This is a genomic window from Kitasatospora sp. NPDC007106 (assembly GCF_040634455.1).
GTDB lineage: Bacteria > Actinomycetota > Actinomycetes > Streptomycetales > Streptomycetaceae > Kitasatospora > Kitasatospora arboriphila.
Genome location: NZ_JBEYFP010000336.1, coordinates 1 through 6416 on the forward strand (window position 1 = coordinate 1; position 6416 = coordinate 6416).

General features: G+C 70.6%; 8 protein-coding genes and 1 pseudogene. 6 read left to right on the plus strand and 3 right to left on the minus strand.

Annotated elements, in window-relative coordinates; genetic code table 11:
- Window positions 1-214 precede the first annotated feature (214 nt).
- Complete coding sequence (locus tag ABZ641_RS22575; RefSeq protein ID WP_344624833.1) at window positions 215-445, plus strand: DUF6296 family protein; 231 nt, start codon at window positions 215-217, stop codon at window positions 443-445.
- A 407-nt stretch (window positions 446-852) separates the two neighbouring features.
- Here ABZ641_RS22575 and ABZ641_RS22580 read toward each other — a convergent pair whose 3' ends face one another.
- Window positions 853-1134, minus strand: coding sequence for a MerR family transcriptional regulator (locus ABZ641_RS22580; protein WP_359984338.1), 282 nt, complete (start codon window positions 1132-1134; stop codon window positions 853-855).
- A 736-nt stretch (window positions 1135-1870) separates the two neighbouring features.
- Between ABZ641_RS22580 and ABZ641_RS22585 the strand changes: the two genes are divergently transcribed.
- Entirely contained in the window at window positions 1871-2065 is a 195-nt protein-coding gene (locus tag ABZ641_RS22585) for a hypothetical protein (RefSeq protein WP_344624834.1), read from the plus strand.
- A 624-nt stretch (window positions 2066-2689) separates the two neighbouring features.
- On the opposite strand, the gene ABZ641_RS22590 is transcribed toward ABZ641_RS22585, so the two are convergent.
- Entirely contained in the window at window positions 2690-3682 is a 993-nt protein-coding gene (locus ABZ641_RS22590) for a helix-turn-helix domain-containing protein (RefSeq protein ID WP_344624835.1), read from the minus strand.
- 52 nt (window positions 3683-3734) lie between these two features.
- Here ABZ641_RS22590 and ABZ641_RS22595 point away from each other — a divergent pair, with 52 nt between their 5' ends.
- On the plus strand, window positions 3735-4130 hold the full coding sequence (locus ABZ641_RS22595) for a cupin domain-containing protein (RefSeq protein WP_344624836.1): 396 nt from the start codon (window positions 3735-3737) through the stop codon (window positions 4128-4130).
- 35 nt (window positions 4131-4165) lie between these two features.
- Here ABZ641_RS22595 and ABZ641_RS22600 read toward each other — a convergent pair.
- Window positions 4166-4504, minus strand: a pseudogene (locus ABZ641_RS22600) (Tn3 family transposase); the annotation flags it as partial.
- 338 nt (window positions 4505-4842) lie between these two features.
- Here ABZ641_RS22600 and ABZ641_RS22605 point away from each other — a divergent pair.
- The 3 genes from ABZ641_RS22605 to ABZ641_RS22615 all read left to right on the plus strand — a co-directional run.
- The gene (locus tag ABZ641_RS22605) at window positions 4843-5214 is read left to right on the plus strand and encodes a helix-turn-helix transcriptional regulator (RefSeq protein WP_359984333.1); all 372 of its coding nucleotides are present in this window, start codon (window positions 4843-4845) and stop codon (window positions 5212-5214) included.
- Between the two features lie 8 nt (window positions 5215-5222).
- Window positions 5223-5876, plus strand: a complete 654-nt coding sequence (locus tag ABZ641_RS22610; protein WP_344624897.1) for a helix-turn-helix domain-containing protein — start codon at window positions 5223-5225, stop codon at window positions 5874-5876.
- The coding region (locus ABZ641_RS22615; RefSeq protein WP_359984335.1) for an MFS transporter at window positions 5873-6416 on the plus strand (544 nt) is incomplete at its 3' end. The genes ABZ641_RS22610 and ABZ641_RS22615, both read left to right, overlap by 4 nt.

Genomic DNA, 6416 nt, shown 5'->3' on the forward strand with positions numbered 1-6416 from the left:
GGGAGGTCTTCCGCATCGGCCGGGGGCAGCAGCACAACTGCGGTGCATCGCTCTCGCTGCGCCTCGAGTGCGTCCTGGCCTGACCCGCACGGGTGAAAGCAGGGCGGACCGCGAAAGCGAGAAGAGCCGCCCCCGCCCGTCCATACCGCCGGCGGGCGTAGGGTCGTGGCATCACCGGCGTCCACGAGGACACAGGAGAAGAAGGGCCGTCCTGATGGCGCTCGTGCATCGCTACCTGGTGGTCCTGCCCGGCCGCCCCGGCAGCCACGCCCCGCAGACCGGCATCGTCGTCACCACCACCGGCCGCACCGGACCCGGCGGCCACATGATCTACACCGACGAAACCGGCCGCCTCCAGATGGAGATCACCGAGCACGGCACCGCCCGACTCCTCACCCCCACGCCGCTCCACCACGGCCCCCTCCACGCCGAACCGCTCCCTTGAACCGGGGCCCGTCGCCCCCCCTCGACCAAAGGCCCCACACTCGGCCCGCCCGAACGGACAGGGGCCGCCGGCGGCTTCCGGCGGCCCTGCACTCCTGGCCTCCCGCTGACGCCGACCCCGCCCGCCCCCTCCGCGACCGCACCCACCGCACGCGCCCAGCCGCACCGGAGCCCAGCGGCGGACCGCCGCCAGGCTGCCCCGTATGGGCATGTTCCCGTCGAGCAGACCGTCCTGGAGGCGCAGCGCCAGTTACGGAAGGGCAGTTGCTCGACCAGCTGGAGTCCGCTCTGGCCGGGCGGTTTCGTCCAGGGCACCGCGTTGACGAAACGGACACGGCGCGCGCGACGGAGCCTGCAGCGCCTGTCCATAGGCTCCGCCCGCGGCTGTAGGCGAGGTTGCCGGTCCGGTCAGGTGTCCGCAGTGGGCTCCTGGTCGTGCTGGGAGCGGCGCAGCTGTTCGTTGAGGCGCAGGGCTTCCTCGAGTTGGTCTTCGAGGATGACGATACGGCAGGCGGCTTCGATGGGGGTGCCCTGGCCGACGAGGTCGCGGGCGCGCATGGCGATGCGCAGTTGGTAGCGGGAGTAGCGGCGGTGGCCGCCGTCGGAGCGTAGTGGGGTGATGAGGCGGTGTTCGCCGAGGGCCCGCAGGAAGCCCGGGGTGGTGCCGGTCATCTCGGCGGCGCGGCCCATGGTGTAGGCGGGGTAGTCGTCGTCGTCGAGTTTGTCGGGTGTGTCGGGGCTGGCCGTTGTAGTCACTGCACCTCTCTGGTTCTCGGGGAGAACGCGTCGAGGGGCCCCGGGGCCGTGTCGGCTCCGGGGCCCCGAAGGGGAACAACACCATCTACCGGCCTGAGGCCGGTCCTGTTACTTCCGCACTGCCCCGGGGGAGGGGGTGTGCGGGGATCGCGTATGCGTGACCGGAAACCACCGTCCTTGCGTTGGGGTCTGCGGTGTCCGCCCGGCGAGTGTTCACGGGCCGGGCGATCCTGATGGCGCTTGCGCCCTCCGTTCATCCTCTGTACTGACCTGTCACTGTCGTACTGCTGGTACTGCACCTGCTGAACTGCGTACTGCGAGTACCGCTGGTGGCAGCCCCTGATACCTGCGGGCCACCCGGTCCGGCAGCCAGCCCCGTCGCCGTCCTGCATCTGCCTGGCTTCGGAACTCCGCCGCCGGACCGAACTGCGAACTTCTGTCCAACAACCCCGGCCAGTTCGTGTCTGGCCGGTATCGCCGACTGCTGTCTACGAGAGAAACGTTAGACCCACCCACGAGCAATGTCTACTCCGGCGCGCATAGATTTTGCCGCGCCCGCGAGTGAGGTACTCTCCCGCTGCGCTGCGGCGGCAACCCCCGAGCCGCCACCGCGCCGCGGGAGAAACGAGCGACACCGCGCGGGGAGGCGGCAGTGGAACACCCGGCACCCGTGGCACCGGAGACGGCCCGGGACGGACAGACGGCCCTGATCGAGGCGATCACCGAGGCCGTACGCGACGGCGACGACCGCACCGTCCGCCGCCTGCTGGCCCGCTTCGCCGAACTCGCCACCATCACCGACCTGTACGCCCTGCGCGACGCCCTCGACACCGCCCGCCCGTCCGGCAACCGCACGCAGAGCTGACCCTCGCCGACCGGGCTCGCGGACCTGCGCGGCCAGGTGTTCAGGTCGATCCTGCGCCTGGCGTCGTGGCCGCTGCGGATGCGCACTCGTCCTGGCCGCCCGCAGCGACGGCGCGGATGCCCGCCCGATGGTGAGATCCGGCACGGCGGTCTCGGCCCGCACCCGGTCCCGGGTCACGCCGCGGTGATGAGGTCGGCCTGGCCGAGGCCTTCGGCAACGATCTGCTGCTGTTCCTGCGGTCGGCACTCCGTCCTCACCCGCACGCCCCGGCGATTCGCAGGAACGTCGGCCAACGGCCCTTGGGAAGCGGCTGCCGGTCGCGATGCCTTGGACGCCTACGGGTCACCGGCATCCCTGCTCCCGGGCGCCCCGACCGGCTGACGGCGCGTTGGCGCGTCCGTTGGAGTCGGCGAGCGCCGACCGGCGGTGCCGCCGTCGCAGTCGCCGACTGGCACTCGCCTCGGGACATCCGCGCTGATGGCGAAGTTGCAGCAAGAGAAGACGGAGAGCCTCCGCCGCTCTTCAAGCCCTCTCCCGGGGCGTTCTCGAAGCCGACAAGCCTGCTCGCCCGTGGCGGGAGCGGACGACGAAGCACACGTAGCCCGTCGACCGGGATGTCTGCCCTCAACTCGCCTCCGGACCGAACCGGCGCTTGTACGCCGACGGCGTGATGCCGGTCTCTCGGCGCATCAGCGTGCGCAAATTGGCAGCGGTGCCAAGCCCGCTGCGCCGCGCGACCGCCTCGAAGTGGGACTCACCTCGCTCGATCAACCGGCACGCCAGAGCAAGCCGTTCCCCCGTCAGCCACGCCAGCGGCGTCGTGCCCAGTTGCGCCCGGAAGCGGCGATGCAGGGTCGCCGGACTGACCGCCGCACGCGCCGCAAGGCCGGACACGGTGAGCGGTGAGTCCAGCCGCTCCTGGGCCCAGGCCAGAACAGGCGCCAAGGACTCCTCCGGCAGGTTGGGCATGGGGCGCTCCACGAACTGCCGCTGCCCACCGTCCCGGTGCGCCGCGAAGACCAACCGCCGGCTCACGGAGTTGGCGACCTCCGCGCCGTAGTCGCGGCGGACCACATGCAGCCCAAGATCGAGCGCAGCTGAACTTCCTGCCGCGGTGAGGATGTCACCGTCATCCACGAACAGCACGTCCGCTTCGAGCTGGACAGAGGGGAAACGGGCGCGGAAGGAATCCGCCCACTGCCAGTGCGCGGTGGCCCGGCGCCCATCGAGGACTCCGGCCTCGGCCAGTGTGAAGGCGCCGCTGCAAAAGCCGACCAGGCGCGCACCGCGGGCGTGCGCGCGCCGGACGGCATCCAGCACGGCGGGACGGCGGGGCACCTCGGTGTCCGGGCGGTTGGGGACGATCAAGGTGTCCGCAGCGTCGGCCGCTTCCAGGTCGGCGACTCCCGTGAGCGTGAAGAATCCGTCTCGCATCAGGGTGCGGGGCTCAGGGGAACAGAGCTTGAAGTCGTAGAGATCACGGCCGATCTCCGGTCTGCGCAAACCGAAGACCTCGGTCGCGCAGCCGAGCTCGAACGGGTTCGAGTTCTCGTCCACGATCACGACCACCCGGTGTGCGCCCGCCGCGTGAGCTGCGTGCGAGGATTCTTTCGACATGTGCGATTCCTAGCACTCACGGCGGTCGAGCGAAACGGCTCAGGATGAGCCCATGAGCAGCGAACCCATCCCCCTCGGCAAGGCTCTGGCCTCCTTCGATGCCTTGTGGAGCCCCCGCATCGTCACGCGCGTCAACGACTACGACGTTCGCATCGCCAAGGTCGAGGGCGAACACATCTGGCACGTGCACGACGACACCGACGAGTTCTTCCTGGTACTCGACGGCGAGCTGCACATCTCCCTGCGCGAGCCCGCCGGGGAGCGCACGGTCCTGCTCCCCCAGGGGGCGGTCTTCACCGTCCCCCGAGGTACGGAGCACAAGCCGTATGCTCCGTCCGGCGCCGCAATCCTCATGTTCGAGCCCACCGGGACGCCGACCGTGGGCGATCACCACGACGAGATCCCAGAGCACGTCGACTCAACGACCGGACATGCACTCGGCACCTGACCTGACGGGCTTCGGACCCGTCACCGCCCCTGGCGTCAGTCTGCCGCCGTGTTGGTTTCGTTCACCGACTGCCCGGCGAGAGCGGCGCGGGACTCAACCCTCGGCGGTGTCCGGACGTGCAGGGGCCGTTCCGCCAGGCGGGGCGGGAAGCTGGAAGCAGCACCGGCTGGGGGTGGCGCACGAACGGGGAATGCCGGGAGACGCGTCGTACACCTCGGCGCCCGCTGTGCGGAGTTGGGTGAGGTGGCCACGTAGCGGGTGTTGATCAGCACGAGCGCGTTGAGGACCAGACCGGGCAACCCGATCTGGTCCTCCGTGTCGTCCCGGTGGCGTTGGCGGTAGCTGCCCCGCCTCCCGTGGATGACTTCCAGGGCGAACGCGTGGTGGCCACCGCAGTCCTGGCCTCACGAGGTGAACGCGGTCACCGAACACCGTCGAGACCGGCGAGGACTTCCGCGGCCTGCTCAAGCCGCTCACCGCGCACTTCGAGAGCCTCGGCCCGAGCGCCCCGGGCGCGGACGAACTCCTGCTCCGCCGGTCCGCAGCCCTCCCCGACCGGGCCCCGGATCCCGGTTGGCCGGCCTGGCCGGCCAACTGCTCAGCGCGTCGCAACACCTTCCGCGGGGTTTCACCGATCCCGCCCTCATGGACACCGAACCGCCGTTCTCCACGTCGGGCGGGCTGCGGACCCTGCTGCGCGGCGCTGGCCGGCGTGGTCTACCAGGAGCGCGTGAAGCGCGGGTGGCGGCACGAGCAGCTCGCCGAGGCGGTCGGCATCACCGAGGAGCAGGTCGAGGAGATCGAGAACTCCGCCGTCCACCCGACGCCCGACATCCTGCAGCGCCTCGGCCACGCCTTCGACGTGAACGTCCTGGTCGTCACAAACGAGCCGCTGCTGCGGCTGGAGTTCGTCGGCCGCGACGCCGGCCACCGGGCCGACCGGGTCGGCGCGGTGCCGTCCGGGCGGTGCACTGCTCGGTCGATGGATGAGCACGGGGATCTCGCGCACGCAGCAGATCGCAAAGAGTTCTTCGCGAAGAACTCTTTGCGAAGAACTCTTTGCGGTTTAGTCTGTGCGGTGTGACCGACGCGATGAAGGGGCCAGAGGGCCCGGACCCTGAAGAGAACTCCGTTGTCCTGGATGCCAAGGGGCTGCGTGCCATGGCGCATCCGGTGCGTGTGCAGCTGGTGGGGCTTCTGCGGAAGTACGGCCCATCGACAGCCACCCGTCTCGCGGAGCGGCTGGGCGTGAATTCCGGGACGGCCAGCTATCACCTGCGCCAGCTCGGCGCGGCCGGTTTCGTCGAGGAGGACGCCGAGCGCGGCAACGCGCGAGAGCGCTGGTGGCGCTCGGTCCATCGGATGACGGAGCTCAACGACCGGGAGCTGGCCGATCGAGAGCCCGAGGCCACCTTGGCCTTCCTGCAATCCGTCGCCACCACCTACACCCTGCGCACTCAGCAGACGCTGAACGAGTTGCAGACGATGCCCCGTGCGTGGCGGGACACCTTCGACATGAGCGACTGGGCCTTGCGGCTCACGCCCGCAGAGGCCGTCGCCCTGCAGCGGGAGTTGAGGGCCGTCGTCTCCCGGTACCGCAGGGACACGCCCGAGGCGGCGACAAGTGCCCCGGAGGGTGCCGAGCGGGTCGGCGTCATCACGCAGATCCTGCCCGAACCGGATGCGCCTGCCGCGTCGCCGCTCCCTTCCGGCGCTCAGGAAGAGGAAGGAAGCCCGACGTCATGACCGACGACGCCTCGAAGACCGGCGGCATCACATCCGGCAGGAGGTCCTTACGCCCGCTGAGCGGGGTGCTGGCAGCCATGGTCGTGTCGCTGACCGGCACGCGGATCTCCGTTGTGGCACTGCCCTGGTTCGTCCTCGTCACGACCGGCAGTGCCACCCGGACCGGACTGGTCGCCTTCTGCGAGATGGCGCCCTACGTGGTGGTCAAGGCGTTCACCGGGCCGCTGGTGGACCGGATCGGCCCGCGGGCCGTTTCCTGGACCACCGATCTGGCCAGCGCGACCGCCGCCGCCGCGGTCCCCCTGCTCCACGCCCTGGACCTGCTGACCTTTCCCCTTCTGCTGGTTCTGGTCGCGCTGATCGGTGCGGCCCGGGGCCCCGGCGACCTCGCCAAGGAGGTGATGGTCCCGGAAGCGGCCGAGCGCGGCCGGGTACCGCTGGAGCGGGCCACCGGTCTGGCCGGTGTGATCGAGAGGCTCGCATCCACCGTCGGCCTGGCGGCCGGCGGAGCCCTGGTGGCGCTGCTCGGCCCCCTCACCG

Coding starts and splice junctions, on each gene's coding strand:
- ABZ641_RS22610 (WP_344624897.1), top strand. CDS start 5,223: ATGAAGGGGCCAGAGGGCCCGGACCCTGAAGAGAACTCCGTTGTCCTG.
- ABZ641_RS22575 (WP_344624833.1), top strand. CDS start 215: ATGGCGCTCGTGCATCGCTACCTGGTGGTCCTGCCCGGCCGCCCCGGC.
- ABZ641_RS22595 (WP_344624836.1), top strand. CDS start 3,735: ATGAGCAGCGAACCCATCCCCCTCGGCAAGGCTCTGGCCTCCTTCGAT.
- ABZ641_RS22590 (WP_344624835.1), bottom strand. CDS start 3,682: ATGTCGAAAGAATCCTCGCACGCAGCTCACGCGGCGGGCGCACACCGG.
- ABZ641_RS22580 (WP_359984338.1), bottom strand. CDS start 1,134: ATGGGCCGCGCCGCCGAGATGACCGGCACCACCCCGGGCTTCCTGCGG.